Origin of the sequence: Streptomyces calvus, from assembly GCF_006782915.1 — a bacterium.
Lineage (GTDB): Bacteria > Actinomycetota > Actinomycetes > Streptomycetales > Streptomycetaceae > Streptomyces > Streptomyces calvus.
In genome coordinates this window covers 134,645-150,266 of the sequence record NZ_VCNP01000017.1, presented here as the reverse complement: position 1 = coordinate 150,266, position 15,622 = coordinate 134,645, and the positions used below count along the sequence as shown (strand labels likewise).

Genomic DNA, 15,622 nt, shown 5'->3' with positions numbered 1-15,622 from the left:
GGGTGGAAAAGAGGCCGCGTTGTCCACAGGCCGGAGGTGCGTCGGGGCGCGTTGTCAGTGGCAGGCGTTAGCGTCTTTGACGTGAAGCGATCGACTCAAGCAAATCGGGTGGAACCCATGGCAGGAACCGACCGCGAGAAGGCGCTCGACGCCGCGCTCGCACAGATTGAACGGCAATTCGGCAAGGGCGCGGTCATGCGCATGGGCGAGCGGTCGAAGGAGCCCATCGAGGTCATCCCGACCGGGTCGACCGCGCTCGACGTGGCCCTCGGCGTCGGCGGCCTGCCGCGCGGCCGTGTGGTGGAGATCTACGGACCGGAGTCCTCCGGTAAGACGACCCTGACGCTGCACGCCGTGGCGAACGCGCAGAAGGCCGGCGGCCAGGTCGCCTTCGTGGACGCGGAGCACGCCCTCGACCCCGAGTACGCGAAGAAGCTCGGCGTCGACATCGACAACCTCATCCTCTCCCAGCCGGACAACGGCGAGCAGGCCCTGGAGATCGTGGACATGCTGGTCCGCTCCGGTGCCCTCGACCTCATCGTCATCGACTCCGTCGCCGCGCTCGTCCCGCGTGCGGAGATCGAGGGCGAGATGGGTGACAGCCACGTCGGCCTGCAGGCCCGTCTGATGAGCCAGGCCCTGCGGAAGATCACCAGCGCCCTCAACCAGTCCAAGACCACCGCCATCTTCATCAACCAGCTCCGCGAGAAGATCGGCGTCATGTTCGGTTCGCCGGAGACCACGACCGGTGGCCGCGCGCTGAAGTTCTACGCCTCGGTGCGTATCGACATCCGTCGCATCGAGACCCTGAAGGACGGCACCGAGGCGGTCGGCAACCGCACCCGCTGCAAGGTCGTCAAGAACAAGGTGGCCCCGCCCTTCAAGCAGGCCGAGTTCGACATCCTCTACGGCCAGGGCATCAGCCGTGAGGGCGGCCTGATCGACATGGGCGTGGAGCACGGCTTCGTCCGCAAGGCCGGCGCCTGGTACACGTACGAGGGCGACCAGCTCGGCCAGGGCAAGGAGAACGCCCGCAACTTCCTGAAGGACAACCCCGACCTCGCCAACGAGATCGAGAAGAAGATCAAGGAGAAGCTGGGCGTCGGCGTGCGGGCCGAGGAGCCCTCCGCCGAGCCGGCCGCGGATGCCGCGGCTTCCCCGGCCGAGGCGGCCGCGGTGCCGGCCCCGGCGGCCAAGTCCACCAAGTCCAAGGCCGCGGCGGCCAAGAGCTGACCCGTGACCCGACGAACCGACTGGGCCGAGTACGAGTTCGCCGCCTCCGGTGTCCCACGGGGGAGGGACACCGTCGGCGGCGACGGCTCAGCCGTGGGCGAGGACACGGCGTACGACAGCACCGGCGCGGGCGGCTTCCCGGACGCGGACTCCGGGAGCGGCCGGCGGCGCGACGGGGGCGCACGGGCGGGCGGCTCGCGTGACGGCGGGCCGCGCGGTGGACGCGGGCGCAGACGCCGGGCCTTCGGCGAGGCGGCCGCGGCGGACGGAGGTGCCTCTTCCTCGTCGAGGGCAGAGCGGGAGGAGCCTTCGGGGGACCCGGTCGAGCGGGCGCGGGCGATCTGTCTGCGCCTGCTCACCGGGACCCCGCGCACCCGGAAGCAGCTCGCCGACGCCCTGCGCAAGCGGGAGATCCCGGACGAGGCCGCCGAGGAGGTGCTATCCCGGTTCGAGGAGGTCGGACTCATCAACGACAGTGCCTTCGCGGACGCCTGGGTGGAGTCCCGGCACCACGGCCGGGGGCTGGCCCGGCGGGCGCTCGCCCAGGAACTGCGCACCAAAGGCGTCGACCCCACGCTGATCGACGAGGCCGTCTCCCAGCTCGACTCCGAGCAGGAGGAGGCGACCGCGCGCGAGCTGGTGGCCCGCAAGCTGCGCGCCACCCGAGGACTCGACCGGGACAAGCGGATCCGTCGCCTCGCGGGCATGCTCGCCCGCAAGGGCTACCCCGAGGGCCTCGCCCTCCGCGTGGTCCGACAGGCACTGGAGGAAGAGGGCGAGGACACGGAGCTCCTCGGAGACGAGGGTTTCTGACACCGGCGGGAACGCGGCGGCACCGCACCGACGCCCCGGCACGACGCGCCACGGGGGCGCGTCGTCCCGGCACGTCCTACGCGGGCCCAGGCGTGTACTGGGCAGGCCCCGGCGTGTCCTGCGCGGGCCCCGGAGTTTCATGCGCGGGCCCCAGCGCGTCCTGCGCGGACGCGGGTACGACCGGCAGCCCCGCCGCCGACCAGGCCTGGAACCCGCCGACCAGATCGGTGGCCCGGTGCAGTCCCAGCCGGTGCAGGGACTCCGCCGCCAGGCTGGAGGCATAGCCCTCGTTGCAGATCACGACCACACGCAGATCGTGGTCCGTGGCCTCGGGAAGGCGGTGGCTGCCCTGCGGATCCAGGCGCCACTCCAGTTCGTTGCGCTCGATGACCACAGCCCTCGGGATCAGCCCGTCCCGCTCCCGCAGGGCGGCATAGCGGATGTCCACCAACAGTGCCTCGCCCGCGCGTGCCGCCTCGTAGGCGTCCCGGGGCCCCACACGCTCGTAACCGGCGCGCACCCGCTCCAGCAGCGCGTCGATGCCCGTCGTGCCGCCGGGCCGTTCCTCCGTCCCGCTCACTGCCAGTCCTCCGGGCGCTCGACCTGCTCCAGTCGGAGAATGCCGCCGCTGCGGCTGTAGCGGCGGATCCGCGGCAACGGCGGATAGTAGGCGTGCACGGAGATCGCGTGCCGGTCCGGGGACTCGTTGAGCACCTCGTGGACGTGATGCCGCCCGAAGGCCCTGCCCTGCCCGGCCGGCAGCCGGCGTTCCCGGTCGACGCCGTCGGTGAGTTCGAGGGTCTTCCAGCCGTCGGTGGGCAGCCGCGCGGCGAGTGAGTTCTCCTTCAGCTCGCCCGACGCGGTCATGAAGGCACCGACGGAGTCGGCGTGGTCGTGCCAGCCGGTGCCGGTGCCTGGCGGCCAGCCGATCAGCCAGGCCTCACTGCCGCCTGGCCCGTCGAGCCGCACCCAGGTGCGGCCCTGCGGGTCGAGGGGAAGCGAGGCGATCAGCTCGGCGTCGGCAGCGGCACGCCGTACGAAGTCGAGGAGTTCAGCCTGGGTGGGCGCGGAGACAGGGGGCGGAGCCGGGGAGGTGGTGGAGACCGCGGGGGAGCCGGGGGAGACAGACATGTGCACCGTCCTGAAGAAGGGTTCGCTCAGGCGCGCGGCGGCGGCACGAAGGGCCGTGCCAGGCGCGCGAGAAGAAAGGAAGAGGCGAATCAACAGGACGGACGACACACGCAGCCCGCGTAGCGGACGAGGTCCATATGGACCCTCCGCCACAGGCGCACACAGGTGTCGGTCACGCTCGGGAGTACACCACGAGCCCGGACACCGATTCAACTCGTCGCCACCCTGCGGACGGGACCGCCCGGTGAGGAACCGCCTTGCCCGGGACGGTGGCGCGCACCCGCAACAACCGGCAGCCGGCAGCCAGCAGTCGGCGGTCGGCGGTCGGCGGTCGGCGGTCGGCGGTCGGCGGTCAAGCCGCAGGCGTGCCCGCACACGTACCCGCACGCCCGCGCCCCGCGTCCTCAGCGCGAACCGGCCCCCGCATCGGCCCTGGCATCGGCCTTGGCCCCGGCCCCGTTCTTCTCCCCGGCGCCCGTCTCCGCAGCCGGCGACCCGCCGAGTGCCGCCTCCGCCGCCGCGTACAGATCCGCCGGTCGGACCCCGCTCAGTGCCGTCACCAGGTGGCCGTCCGGGCGTACCAGCAGCACCGTGTGGGCCGCCGCGCCCGGATAGCTCTCGGCGACCAGCAGTTCGGCCGGGTGGGGCAGTGCCGAGACGGCCGCCGCCAGCCGGGGCATGATCCCCGCGGACACCCAGTGCCTGCGCTCCCACACCCCCGTACCCGGCGCGATCAGCACCACCAGCAGCGCTCCCCGGCCGAGCCGGCTGCGCAGCCGGACGAACGTGCCGTCCTCCGCGGTGACGACCACATCCGTCACCGCCGCACCGGGAGGTGTCGCCACGGGCGCCTCGCCCTCCAGAGGCCCGGGCGCGAGCGGCGAACCGGCGTAGGACCCCGGCGCACCCAGCGCGCCCCGCCCCAGATGACCGTCCATCAGCAGCACGTCGTGTCCCCGCGACGAGCCGGGAACGTAGGAACGCAGTCCTCCGCCGCCCCGCAGCAAAGGCAGCGCCTGGTCGGCGGCGCGCAGCCGGGAGGCGACGATCGCGCGGCGCTCGGTCTGGTAGCTGTCCAACAGCGCCTCGTGCGGGCCGTGGTGCCAGGCCAGCGCCAGCTTCCAGGCGAGGTTGTCGGCGTCCCGCAGCCCCTCGTCCAGACCGTGGGTGCCCAGCGCACCCAGCAGGTGCGCCGCGTCCCCGGCGAGGAACACCCGGTCGGCCCGCCAGCGCCGGGCCAGCCGGTGGTGCACGGTGTGAACACCGGTGTCCAGCAGTTCGTACGGCGGTGTCGTGCCGCCGGCCCAGCCGGCCAGCGTCTCCCGGACGCGGGTCAGCAGCAGTTCCGGAGTGACCAGTTCCTTGCCCGGCGGCAGCAGCCAGTCCAGACGCCACACACCGTCGTGCAGCGGTCGCGCGCTGATCTCGCCGGCCGAGGGGCCGGACGTACGCCACGGCGGTGTGCGGTGCAGCAACGCTTCGTCGTGCCAGGGAAGCTCCGTGCGCAGCGCGGCCACGGCGTGACGTTCCACCGCCGTGCGGCCCGGGAAGCGAATGTCCTGGAGTTTGCGCACGGTCGAACGCGGACCGTCGCAGCCGACCAGGTAACTGCCGCGCCACCAGGTGCCCTTGGGGCCGCGCGTGTGAGCGGTGACGCCGGAGGGCTCCTGCTCCAGGGCGTCCAGACGGCTGTCCACGGCGATCCGGACGAGGCGTTCACCGGCCAGGGCCGCCCGCAGGGCTCCTGTCAGGACGTGCTGGGCGATGTGCAGCGGAGCCGGCTCGGCGTCGCCGAACGCGACCTCGCACATCACCTGCTTGCGCCGCATCGACCGCCATCCGGCCCAACGCAGACCCTCGTGCGCGAGCGGTACGCCGGTCAGCCGTTCCAGCAGGGCTGCGGTGTCGTCGCGCAGCACGACCGTGCGTGCCGGACGGGGCTCGTCCTTGCCCGGCCCTTCGTCCAGGACCACGCACGGCACCTCCTGGCGCGCCAGCGCCAGCGCGAGCGTCAGCCCGACCGGGCCCGCTCCGACGATGATCACCGGGTCCACGGCGCTGCGCCCCCTGCTCGAAGTGACGTCCGAAGGGACGGAGAGGAACAGGAAGATGGAGCAGGGTGCACGATCACAGAACGTATGCAACCCATTGCCGGTGCTTGCGTCAAGTGACCGAAGGCCAGTGGCGATCATGACATGCCGCCGGGCGTGTCACACCACTTGACTGTTCATCACACCGGTCCGGGGCGCATCGCTCTCCCGGCCCGTTGAGAGCGGCCCGTCACGCGACATGACTGTGGCCCGCCGGGAAACGGCGGGCCACAGTCATGTCGTACGGCAGGCAGGTGTCAGAGGACGCCGCCGGTCTTGTGCGGGCCTCCGACCTCAGCCGCGTTGAGGTCGTCGACATCCTCGGCGCCGAGCACCGCACCCGTGCTGCGCTTGCTGCGCCGCAGCCGTCCCTCGAGCCAGGAGGCGAACGAGGTGAGGATGAAGTTGAGGACGATGAAGATGACCGCCACGACGATGAAGCTGGGGATGACGTTGGCGTAGTTGGCCGCCAGCGTGCCGCGTGTGTTCAGCAGCTCGGTGAAGCCGAGCATCACGCCGCCGAGCGCGGTGTCCTTCACGATGACGACCAGCTGGCTGACGATCGCCGGGAGCATCGCCGTGACCGCCTGCGGGAGCAGGATGCTGGACATCGTCTGGCTCTTGCGCAGACCGATGGCCTGGGCCGCCTCCGTCTGTCCCTTGGGCAGCGAGAGGATGCCGGCCCGGACGACCTCGGCGAGGACCGAGGCGTTGTAGAGGACCAGGCCGGTGACGACCGCGTACAGGGGGCGGTCTGTGCTGCTGACGTTCGTGGAACGGGCGAAGAACTCGTTGGCGAACAGCATCAGCAGCAGCACCGGGATGGCACGGAAGAACTCGACCACCGCGGCGGCCGGAACCCGTACCCACCGGTGGTCCGACATCCGGGCGATGCCGAGCACGGCGCCCAGCGGAAGGGCGATGATCATGGCCAGGGCCGCGGCCTTGAGCGTGTCCCCCAGACCGGGAAGCAGATATGTCGTCCAGGCCTCGGACTCGGTGAACGGCTTCCAGAGGGACCATTCCAGCTGGCCCTTGTCGTCCATCGTCCGGTAGACCCACCACAGGACGAGGAGCAGGACGGCCACGAAGACGACCGAGAGGATCACATTGCGCCGCTTGGCCCGGGGGCCCGGGGCGTCGTAGAGAACGGAGGTCACCGCTTCACCGCCAGTCGCTTGCTCAGCCAGCCGAGGATGAGGCCGGTGGGCAGGGTCAGTACCACGAATCCGAAGGCGAAGACCGCACCGATGAGCAGCGTCTGCGCTTCGTTCTCGATCATTTCCTTCATCAGCAGGGCGGCTTCCGCCACGCCGATCGTTGCCGCCACCGTGGTGTTCTTGGTCAGCGCGATGAGCACGTTGGCGAGTGGTCCGATGACCGAGCGGAACGCCTGCGGCAGCACGATCAGGCTGAGTACCTGGCTGAACTTCAGCCCGAGTGCGCGGGCCGCCTCGGCCTGTCCGACCGGCACGGTGTTGATGCCGGAACGCAGCGCTTCGCAGACGAAGGCCGCGGTGTAGGCGATCAGACCGAGCACCGCGAGCCGGAAGCCCTGGAGCGCGAAGTCGTCCCGCGCGCCCATGGTCACGCCGAAGATGTCGGCGAGGCCGAGCGAGGTGAAGACGATGATGACCGTCAGCGGAATGTTCCGGACGATGTTCACGTAGGCGGTGCCGAAGCCCCGCATCAGCGGGACGGGGCTGACCCGCATCGCCGCCAGCAAGGTGCCCCAGACCAGGGAACCGATGCCCGAGAACACGGTGAGTTTCACCGTCATCCAGAACGCACCCAACAAGGTTGGATCGTCATAGTCAGAAATAAAGTCGAACACGATCTCCCGCGCTTCCGGGTGTGTGGCGTACGTGGCGGACATGGCGTGCCGCCGCCCTGATCGCGACGGACGGCGGCACGTCTCAGAGACCCCGCGTTACTGGACGGCCCTGGGGCTACTTGACGATGTTGCCGATCTTCGGGGCCGGCTCGTTCTTGTAGTCGGCCGGACCGAAGTTGTCCTCGACCGCCTTCTCCCAGGACTTGTCGCTGACCATCTTCTCCAGGGCAGCGTTGATCTTGTTCACGGTCTCGGTGTCGCCCTTCTTGACACCGATGCCGTAGTTCTCGTTGCTCAGCTTCAGGCCGGCGAGCTGGAACTTGCCCTTGTACTGGTCCTGCGCGGCGTAGCCGGCGAGGATCGAGTCGTCCGTGGTCAGAGCGTCCACGGCACCGCTCTGCAGGGCGGCGAGGCACTCGGAGTAGGTACCGACCTGCTTGAGCTGGGCCTTCGGCGCGAAGTCCTTCTTGACGTTCTGCGCCGACGTGGAACCGACCACGGAACAGAGCTTCTTGTCGTTCAGATCCGTGGCCTCGGTGATGTCCGAGCCCTTCTTCACCAGCAGGTCCTGGTGGGCCAGCAGGTACGGGCCGGCGAAGTCGACCTTCTGCTTGCGCTCGTCGGTGATCGAGTACGTGGCCGCGATGAACTTCACGTCACCGCGCGCGAGGGCGTTCTCGCGGTCGGCGCTCTTGGTCTCGACCCACTCGATCTGGTCGGCCTCGTAACCGAGTTCCTTGGCGACGTAGGTCGCCACGTCCACGTCGAAGCCGGAGAAGGAGCCGTCCGGCTGCTTCAGGCCGAGGCCGGGCTGGTCGTACTTGATGCCGATCTTGATCTTGTCGCCGCCACCGGACGAACCGCCGTCACCACTGTCGTCACCACCGCAGGCGGTGGCGGTCAGGGCAAGGGCGAACACGGCGGCCGAGGCGGCGGTGACCTTGCGGAGCTTCATGGTGCACATCCTTTGACTGGTGAAGTGATGCGGCCCGGTCGGTGTCCGGTGACGCGAGTCGTCAGGGCGCGGGCAGCGCCGTCAGTGGTGAAGGATCTTCGACAGGAAGTCCTTCGCGCGGTCGCTGCGCGGATTGCTGAAGAACTGGTCCGGCGAAGCCTCTTCGACGATGCGACCGTCCGCCATGAACACCACGCGATTTGCCGCCGAACGGGCGAATCCCATCTCGTGCGTGACGACGATCATCGTCATGCCGTCGCGGGCGAGCTGCTGCATGACCTCCAGCACCTCGTTGATCATCTCCGGGTCGAGAGCCGACGTCGGCTCGTCGAAGAGCATGACCTTGGGCTCCATCGCCAGGGCCCGCGCGATGGCGACGCGCTGCTGCTGGCCACCGGAGAGCTGCGCGGGGTACTTCTCCGCCTGCGCGCCCACGCCGACCCGGTCGAGCAGGGCACGGGCCCGCTCCTCGGCTGCCTTCTTGTCCTTCTTGCGGACCTTGACCTGGCCCAGCGTCACGTTCTCGAGCACGGTCTTGTGCGCGAAGAGGTTGAAGGACTGGAAGACCATCCCGACGTCGGCCCGCAGCCGGGCGAGCTCCTTGCCCTCGTGGGGCAGGGGCTTGCCGTCGATCGTGATCGAACCGGAGTCGATCGTCTCCAGGCGGTTGATGGTGCGGCACAGGGTGGACTTCCCGGACCCGGAGGGTCCGATGACCACGACGACTTCGCCGCGGGCGATCGTCAGGTCGATGTCCTGGAGTACGTGCAACGCGCCGAAGTGCTTGTTGACATTCTTCAGGACGACCAGGTCGCCGGTTGCGGCCACACCTTCCTTGGCCACCGATACTTCGGTCATCGCTCTCAGGCTCCGTCCTCCTCGGTTTCGGAGGACAGTAGTGATCCTCCGGACCTGCGTCATTACATCTGAGGGGAATCTGAGGATCACGATCCGATAGCAATCGGACACGTGTCGTAGCACTTGTGAGCAGGGCGCATTTCGGCCGGGTAACGGTACGAAAGCGCAACCGGAAGCCCCTTGACGCCGTACGCGTCCATCGGCGTCACTGCAAGGTGCGCACGCGTGTGCATGAGTTTTTGTACTCATGGAGAGCGTACGGCCGATGAACGGAAAGGGACCCGGGTGAGACTGCTCCTCGTCGAGGACGACAACCACGTCGCCGCCGCTCTGTCCGCGGTGCTGGCGCGGCACGGCTTCGACGTCACGCACGCGCGCAGCGGCGAGGAGGCCCTCCAGGCGCTGGTCCCCGAGGGCAACGGCTTCGGCGTCGTCCTGCTCGACCTGGGACTGCCCGACCAGGACGGCTACGAGGTCTGCGGCAAGATCCGCAAGCGCACCAGCACGCCGGTGATCATGGTCACCGCGCGGTCCGACGTGCGCTCCCGCATTCACGGCCTCAACCTCGGCGCCGACGACTACGTGGTCAAGCCGTACGACACCGGGGAACTCCTCGCGCGGATCCACGCCGTCAGCCGCCGCACCGTCCACGAGGAGGCGGCCGGCGGCACGGAGACCGAACTGCGGCTCGGCCCGGTCCGCATCGAACTGCCGACCCGCCAGGTCAGCGTGAACGGTGCGGTGGTCCAGCTGACCCGCAAGGAGTTCGACCTCCTCGCCCTGCTCGCCCAGCGGCCGGGCGTCGTCTTCCGCCGGGAGCAGATCATCAGCGAGGTGTGGCGCACCAGCTGGGAGGGGACCGGACGCACCCTGGAGGTGCACGTCGCCTCCCTGCGCGCCAAGCTGCGCATGCCCGCGCTCATCGAGACCGTACGCGGCGTCGGCTACCGGCTCGTCGCGCCGGCGTCGTAGCGGGGCCGGGTGCACACTCGTCTGCTTCCGCTGCTCATCGTCCTGATGGCGGCCGTGCTGCTCGCGCTGGGCGTCCCGCTGGCGGTGAGCCTCGCCGGCGCGCAGCAGCAGAAGGTCGTCGTCGACCGGATCGACGACACGGCGCGCTTCGCCGCCCTCGCCCAGTTCGTCACCGAGCCCGCCGACCCGGCCGGCGGGGACATCAACGAGCGCCGTGAGACGCTCAGCAGCGAGCTGCGCAGCTACCACGAGGTCTACGGCATCCGCGCGGGAGTCTTCTACCGCAACGACTCGCCCATGGCGCACGCCCCGGACGACTGGTTCCTGCCCCGCGCGGGCGAGGTGCGCGACGCCTTCGAGGAGGCGCTGCTCAGCCGCCGCAGCCACGACCCCGAGCAGGTGTGGCCCTGGCAGCGGAGCAGCCTCGTCGTGGCCTCGCCGGTGATCCGGGACGGCGACGTCGTCGCGGTCGTCGTGACCGACTCGCCCACCGGGCAGATGCGCTCCCGCATCCTCCAGGGGTGGCTGGTCATCTTCGCCGGGGAGGCGGCCGCGATGCTGCTCGCCGTCGGCGCGGCCCTGCGGCTGACCGGCTGGGTGCTCAAACCCGTGCGGGTCCTCGACGCCACCACCCACGACATCGCCACCGGACGGCTGAAGTCCAGGGTCGCGGCGGCCGGCGGACCGCCGGAACTCAGACGGCTCGCCCACTCGTTCAACGAGATGGCCGACAACGTGGAGAGCGTGCTGGAACAGCAGCGCGCCTTCGTCGCCGACGCCTCCCACCAGCTGCGCAACCCGCTCTCGGCGCTGCTGCTGCGCATCGAGCTGCTCGCCCTGGAGCTGCCCGAGGACAACGAGGAGATCGCCTCGGTACGGGCCGAGGGCAAACGCCTGGCGCAGGTCCTGGACGACCTGCTCGACCTGGCGCTCGCCGAGCACAGCGAACCCCATCTCCAGGTCACCGACATCGGCGCGCTGGCCGCCGAGCGCGTCGCCGCCTGGGCGCCCACCGCCGAGGCGAAGGGCGTCCGCCTGACCGGGACCTGCCCGCCGACCACCGCGTGGGCCGACCCGGTCACGCTGTCCAGCGCCCTGGACGCCGTCATCGACAACGCGGTGAAGTTCACGCCCGCAGGAGAGACCGTCGAGGTCACCGTCACCTCCAACGGCGACACCTCCACGGTCGTCGTCACCGACAACGGCCCCGGACTGACCGAGGAGGAGCTCACCCGCGTCGGTGACCGTTTCTGGCGCAGCGGACGGCACCAGAACATCAAGGGCTCGGGCCTCGGCCTGTCCATCTCCCGGGCCCTGCTCGCCGCGGGCGGCGGCTCGATCGCGTACGAGCGCCACGAACCGCACGGACTGCGGGTGATCGTGACGGTGCCGAGGAGCGGATCCGGCGCCTGACGCCCGCGCCGGGCTACGGCTTCACGGAACGGTAGTAGCGGCGGGCGCCCTCGTGCAGCCGGAGCGGATCCGTGTAGATCGCGGTGCGTACGTCGACCAGCTGCGCGGAGTGGACGTGCGCGCCGATGCCGTCCCGGCTCCTGAGCACGATGCGGGTCAGCCACTCGGTGAGCCGCGGATCCGCGTCCGCACGCGTGATCAGCAGGTTGGAGACCGCCATCGTCGGCACGGCCGAGCCGAGCTGACTGCCCGGATAGGCCGACTCCGGCATGTTGGTCGCGCGGTAGTAGCGGGTGGCGCCGCCCTGCTTGTGCAGCTCGGTGACCAGCTCGGCGTCGATCGGCACGAACCGCAGCGCGGACTTCTCGGCGAGCGCCCTGAGACCGTCCGTGGGCAGCCCGCCGGACCAGAAGAAGGCGTCCAGCCCGTGCCCCAGCCGCTCCGGGCCGGTGTCGATGCCGTCCGCGGAGGGGCTGATGTCCGTCTCCGGGTCGATCCCGGCCGCTTCGAGGACCTGGTTGGCGATGAGCCGCACCCCGGACTTCGGCGGGCCTATGGCGACCCGCTTGCCCCGCAGGTCCGCGACCGAGCGGATGTCGGAGTCCCGCGCGGTGACCAGCTGCACGTAGTCGTCGTAGAGGCGGGCCACGCCGCGCAGCCGGTCGGCGCCCTTCCGGCCGCCCAGCCGGTACGTCTCCACCGCGTCGGCCGCGGCGATCGCGAAGTCGGCCTGTCCGGTTGCCACCCGCCGCACGTTCTCCTGCGAGCCGTCACTCGTGGTCAGCCGCACCTCGAGGTCGGGCATGTGCTTGCCGAGCGAGCTGCGTAGCAGCTCACCGTACTTCTGGTAGACGCCCGCGCGGGTACCGGTGCTCAGGGTGACCGTCCCGCCCGGCGGCTCCTCGCTCCACGGCACCAGCCACCACAGCAGCAGTCCGAGCGCCACGAGAACGGCGGCCGCGCCCCGCAGGGCCCGCCGCCTGCCGAGCCGGGACAGCGCGTTGGACATGCGCGCGATCCTGCCAGGCCGTGTGCCCGCTGACCAGGGCAGGGCCCACACTGGCGCGCCCGGCACGGCCCGGGGAGTGTCCGAGGCGGCCACTACAGTCGCGGCATGAGTTCCTCGCCCGCCGACCTGGTCCGTGACTTCCACCGCGCCTTCGGGCTGGACGCCCGCGACACACCGTCCGAGGTGCCGCCGGAGCTGGCCGCCCACCGCGGCGAACTGCTCGCGGAGGAGGCCAGGGAGGTCGCCGAGGTGTCCGTGACCGGCCCGCTCGACCGGCTCGCGCACGAACTGGCGGACGTGGTCTACGTCGCGTACGGCACGGCGCTGGTGCACGGCATCGACCTCGACGCGGTGATCGCCGAGATCCACCGCTCCAACATGACCAAGCTGGGCCCCGACGGCCAGGTCAGCCGCCGCCCCGACGGCAAGGTCCTCAAGGGCGACCACTACGAGGCCCCGGACGTGTCGGCGGTGCTGCGCCGGCAGGGGTGGGTGCCGCGCCGGGAGGCCTGAGCAGCCGCCGGGCGGCCGGGCGGCCGCCGTGGCGGAGGGCTGTCCGTGGTACCGCCTACCCTTATGGGCATGAGCAGCATCGACCGGAGCCAGTCAGTGGGCGGCACGCGCACCTACGAAGTACGCACCTACGGGTGCCAGATGAACGTCCACGACTCCGAGCGATTGGCCGGGCTGCTGGAGGACGCGGGCTACGTCCGCGCCCCCGAGGGTGCCGACGGCGACGCGGACGTCGTCGTCTTCAACACCTGCGCCGTCCGTGAGAACGCCGACAACAAGCTGTACGGCAACCTCGGCCACCTCGCCCCGAAGAAGGCGAGCCGGCCCGGGATGCAGATCGCGGTCGGCGGCTGCCTGGCGCAGAAGGACCGCGACACCATCGTGAAGCGGGCCCCCTGGGTGGACGTCGTCTTCGGCACGCACAACATCGGCAAGCTGCCCGTCCTCCTGGAGCGCGCCCGCGTCCAGGAGGAGGCGCAGGTCGAGATCGCCGAGTCGCTGGAGGCGTTCCCGTCCACGCTGCCGACCCGGCGCGAGAGCGCCTACGCGGCCTGGGTGTCGATCTCCGTAGGCTGCAACAACACCTGCACCTTCTGCATCGTCCCGGCGCTGCGCGGCAAGGAGAAGGACCGCCGTCCCGGCGACATCCTCGCCGAGATCGAGGCCCTGGTCGCCGAGGGCGTCTCCGAGATCACGCTGCTCGGCCAGAACGTCAACGCCTACGGCTCCGACATCGGCGACCGCGAGGCGTTCAGCAAGCTGCTGCGGGCCTGCGGGCGGATCGAGGGCCTGGAGCGGGTTCGCTTCACCTCCCCGCACCCGCGCGACTTCACCGACGACGTCATCGCGGCCATGGCCGAGACGCCCAACGTCATGCCGCAGCTCCACATGCCGCTCCAGTCCGGTTCGGACACGGTCCTGAAGGCCATGCGCCGCTCCTACCGGCAGGAGCGCTACCTCGGCATCATCGAGAAGGTCCGCGCCGCCATCCCGCACGCCGCGATCAGCACGGACATCATCGTGGGCTTCCCCGGCGAGACCGAGGAGGACTTCGAGCAGACGCTGCACGTGGTGCGCGAGGCGCGCTTCGCGCAGGCGTTCACCTTCCAGTACTCCAAGCGGCCCGGTACCCCGGCCGCCGAGATGGACGGCCAGATCCCCAAGAAGGTCGTCCAGGAGCGCTACGAGCGGCTCGTCGCCCTCCAGGAGGAGATCTCCTGGGAGGAGAACAAGAAGCAGGTCGGCCGGACCCTGGAGCTGATGGTCGCCGAGGGCGAGGGCCGCAAGGACGACACCACCCACCGCCTGTCCGGCCGCGCCCCCGACAACCGACTGGTGCACTTCACCAAGCCGGAGCAGGAGGTCCGCCCCGGCGACGTGGTCACCGTCGAGATCACCTACGCGGCCCCGCACCACCTCCTCGCCGAGGGCGCGGTGCTCGACGTGCGCCGTACCCGCGCGGGCGACGCCTGGGAGAAGCGGAACGCCGAGAAGGCGGCGCCGCAGCCCGCGGGCGTGATGCTGGGCCTGCCGAAGATCGGCGTCCCGGAGCCGCTGCCGGTCGCCGCGAGCGGCTGCGGCTGCGACTGACGCGGCGGGACCCGGACGGGGCGACGGCCGGCGGACGGGCCCACCGGCGCGGCCGGCCGTCCCACGGGGGCTACGCTGCCGATCATGCTTGTCGCCGCCGCAGTCTGCCCCTGCCCGCCGCTGCTCGTGCCCGAGGTCGCCGCGGGTGCCGCTCCCGAGCTGGACACCGCGCGTGCCGCCTGCACGGACGCGCTGGGCGTGCTCGCCGCCGCCCGGCCCGACCTGCTCGTGGTCGTCGGCCCGGCGGACACCGCCGGGCCCGAGACCTACCCGCAGGGCACACCGGGGTCCTTCCACGGCTTCGGCGTCGGCCTCGACGTACGGCTGGGAGCGGATGTCCCGCCGGAAGCGGGCGTACGGCCGGGGTCGGAGGTACCGCACGGGGCGGACCGGGGCACGCCGGCCGGTCCCGCGCTGCCGTACGGGCTCGCCGTGGGGGCCTGGCTGCTCGGCCGGACCGGCTGGGCCGACGCACCGGTCGAGGGACGGGGCGTGGGCGAGCACCTCACCGCCGAGCGGTGTGCCGAGGAGGGGCGGGCCGTCGCCGCGCGGGCGGACCGGGTGGCCCTGCTGGTGATGGGCGACGCCAGCGCCTGCCGCACGCTCAAGGCGCCCGGGTACCTCGACGAGCGGGCGGCCCCGTTCGACGCGGAGATCGCCCGCGCGCTGGGTGCGGCCGACACCGGGGCGCTGCTCGGGCTGGACACCGGGCTGGCGCGCGACCTGAGGGTGTCCGGCCGCGCCCCCTGGCAGGTGCTCGCCGGCGCGGCCGCCGGAAACGCCTCACTGGGGGGCGCGCTGCTGTACGAGGACGCCCCGTACGGGGTCGGCTACCTGGTGGCCACCTGGTCCTGACCACCGGCCTCCCACCGGGACGGCGGACGGCCGTGGAGCCTTTCGTGCGCTCCACGGCCGTCCGCCGTCCACCGTTCAGGAAGCGGGCGGGGGCCCGGCCGGCGGTGTGGTGGTGCCGCCCGCGTCCGGACCGGGGTCCTTCCTGTGCGCGAAGCGGTCCACGGCCTCCTTGGCCTTGCCCGTACCCGACTGGATCCGGTCGCTGTACTTGCCCTTGGTCCGCTGGTCGACGGTCCGCGCGGCCCGTTCCAGACCGTGCTGGATCTTGTCCTCGTGCTGTTGCGCAAGACCGGACGCCTTGTCCTTGGCCGGCCCGAGTTTGGCCTTCAGACTGTCCAGGAGCCCCATGACACACC

16 protein-coding genes and 1 pseudogene are annotated in these 15,622 nt (G+C 71.0%); 7 read left to right on the top strand and 10 right to left on the bottom strand.

Annotated elements, in window-relative coordinates; genetic code table 11:
• Positions 1-117: 117 nt before the first annotated feature.
• Positions 118-1,233, top strand: coding sequence for a recombinase RecA (gene recA, locus FGW31_RS08480; RefSeq protein ID WP_142192761.1), 1,116 nt, complete (start codon positions 118-120; stop codon positions 1,231-1,233).
• Between the two features lie 3 nt (positions 1,234-1,236).
• Complete coding sequence (recX, locus tag FGW31_RS08475) at positions 1,237-2,046, top strand: recombination regulator RecX (RefSeq protein ID WP_142192760.1); 810 nt, start codon at positions 1,237-1,239, stop codon at positions 2,044-2,046.
• Between the two features lie 175 nt (positions 2,047-2,221).
• Here recX and FGW31_RS08470 read toward each other — a convergent pair.
• The 8 genes and pseudogenes from FGW31_RS08470 to FGW31_RS08440 all read right to left on the bottom strand — a co-directional run.
• Positions 2,222-2,626 (bottom strand): annotated as a pseudogene (locus FGW31_RS08470) (rhodanese-like domain-containing protein); the annotation flags it as partial.
• A complete protein-coding gene (locus FGW31_RS08465) occupies positions 2,623-3,177 on the bottom strand; it encodes a cupin domain-containing protein (RefSeq protein ID WP_142192758.1) in 555 nt (184 codons plus the stop codon). The pseudogene FGW31_RS08470 and the gene FGW31_RS08465, both read right to left, overlap by 4 nt.
• An 89-nt stretch (positions 3,178-3,266) precedes the next feature.
• A complete protein-coding gene (locus FGW31_RS36065) occupies positions 3,267-3,338 on the bottom strand; it encodes a putative leader peptide (protein WP_309544753.1) in 72 nt (23 codons plus the stop codon).
• Positions 3,339-3,581: 243 nt separating this feature from the next.
• Positions 3,582-5,231: an FAD-dependent monooxygenase gene (locus tag FGW31_RS08460; protein WP_142192757.1), complete on the bottom strand. Its 1,650-nt coding sequence runs from the start codon at positions 5,229-5,231 to the stop codon at positions 3,582-3,584.
• Between the two features lie 293 nt (positions 5,232-5,524).
• Positions 5,525-6,427: an amino acid ABC transporter permease gene (locus tag FGW31_RS08455; protein WP_142192756.1), complete on the bottom strand. Its 903-nt coding sequence runs from the start codon at positions 6,425-6,427 to the stop codon at positions 5,525-5,527.
• Positions 6,424-7,101, bottom strand: a complete 678-nt coding sequence (locus tag FGW31_RS08450) for an amino acid ABC transporter permease (protein ID WP_142192788.1) — start codon at positions 7,099-7,101, stop codon at positions 6,424-6,426. The genes FGW31_RS08455 and FGW31_RS08450 overlap by 4 nt, the downstream gene beginning before the upstream one ends.
• A 115-nt stretch (positions 7,102-7,216) precedes the next feature.
• On the bottom strand, positions 7,217-8,056 hold the full coding sequence (locus FGW31_RS08445) for a glutamate ABC transporter substrate-binding protein (protein WP_142192755.1): 840 nt from the start codon (positions 8,054-8,056) through the stop codon (positions 7,217-7,219).
• An 81-nt stretch (positions 8,057-8,137) separates the two neighbouring features.
• On the bottom strand, positions 8,138-8,914 hold the full coding sequence (locus FGW31_RS08440) for an amino acid ABC transporter ATP-binding protein (protein WP_142192754.1): 777 nt from the start codon (positions 8,912-8,914) through the stop codon (positions 8,138-8,140).
• A gap of 285 nt (positions 8,915-9,199) precedes the next feature.
• On the opposite strand from FGW31_RS08440, the gene FGW31_RS08435 reads away from it, so the two are divergent.
• Positions 9,200-9,886, top strand: a complete 687-nt coding sequence (locus FGW31_RS08435; RefSeq protein WP_142192753.1) for a response regulator transcription factor — start codon at positions 9,200-9,202, stop codon at positions 9,884-9,886.
• A 9-nt stretch (positions 9,887-9,895) separates the two neighbouring features.
• Complete coding sequence (locus FGW31_RS08430; protein WP_142192752.1) at positions 9,896-11,299, top strand: sensor histidine kinase; 1,404 nt, start codon at positions 9,896-9,898, stop codon at positions 11,297-11,299.
• Positions 11,300-11,312: 13 nt separating this feature from the next.
• Here the strand turns inward: FGW31_RS08430 and FGW31_RS08425 are convergent, their stop codons facing one another.
• Positions 11,313-12,308 (bottom strand): TAXI family TRAP transporter solute-binding subunit, encoded by a 996-nt coding sequence (locus FGW31_RS08425; RefSeq protein WP_142192751.1) that lies wholly within the window; start codon positions 12,306-12,308, stop codon positions 11,313-11,315.
• A gap of 105 nt (positions 12,309-12,413) precedes the next feature.
• On the opposite strand from FGW31_RS08425, the gene FGW31_RS08420 reads away from it, so the two are divergent.
• The 3 genes from FGW31_RS08420 (at position 12,414) to FGW31_RS08410 (ending at position 15,266) form a co-directional block, all read left to right on the top strand.
• On the top strand, positions 12,414-12,821 hold the full coding sequence (locus tag FGW31_RS08420; RefSeq protein WP_142192750.1) for a pyrophosphohydrolase domain-containing protein: 408 nt from the start codon (positions 12,414-12,416) through the stop codon (positions 12,819-12,821).
• Between the two features lie 69 nt (positions 12,822-12,890).
• Positions 12,891-14,411, top strand: coding sequence for a tRNA (N6-isopentenyl adenosine(37)-C2)-methylthiotransferase MiaB (gene miaB, locus FGW31_RS08415; protein WP_142192749.1), 1,521 nt, complete (start codon positions 12,891-12,893; stop codon positions 14,409-14,411).
• Positions 14,412-14,495: 84 nt separating this feature from the next.
• The gene (locus FGW31_RS08410; RefSeq protein WP_142192748.1) at positions 14,496-15,266 is read left to right on the top strand and encodes a class III extradiol dioxygenase subunit B-like domain-containing protein; all 771 of its coding nucleotides are present in this window, start codon (positions 14,496-14,498) and stop codon (positions 15,264-15,266) included.
• Between the two features lie 75 nt (positions 15,267-15,341).
• On the opposite strand, the gene FGW31_RS08405 is transcribed toward FGW31_RS08410, so the two are convergent.
• A complete protein-coding gene (locus tag FGW31_RS08405; protein ID WP_142192747.1) occupies positions 15,342-15,614 on the bottom strand; it encodes an antitoxin in 273 nt (90 codons plus the stop codon).
• Positions 15,615-15,622 lie beyond the last annotated feature (8 nt).